Source organism: Loktanella sp. SALINAS62, from assembly GCF_018263905.1.
Lineage (GTDB): Bacteria > Pseudomonadota > Alphaproteobacteria > Rhodobacterales > Rhodobacteraceae > Loktanella.
This window is the reverse complement of sequence record NZ_JAAFZU010000070.1, coordinates 1-237: the sequence shown is the minus strand read 5'-3', so window position 1 is coordinate 237 and position 237 is coordinate 1. Positions and strand designations below refer to the sequence as shown.

General features: G+C 67.9%; 1 pseudogene. It reads left to right on the top strand.

Annotated elements, in window-relative coordinates:
- Positions 1–237: pseudogene (locus GZH79_RS17545) on the top strand (IS3 family transposase); the annotation flags it as partial.

Genomic DNA, 237 nt, shown 5'->3' with positions numbered 1-237 from the left:
GTAAGCGGCGCGCCCGGCGCAAAGCGGTGGGAACCCGGGCACCGATCTTGGTCGAGGCCCGGCCCAATGCGCGTTGGTCGCTGGATTTCGTCCATGACCAGCTCGCCTGCGGCCGGCGGTTCCGCATCCTGAATGTGGTTGATGATGTCACCCGGGAATGCCTCGCGGCGATCCCGGACACCTCGATCTCGGGGCGGCGTGTTGCGTGGGAACTGGCGGCCCTGATCGAACGGCGTG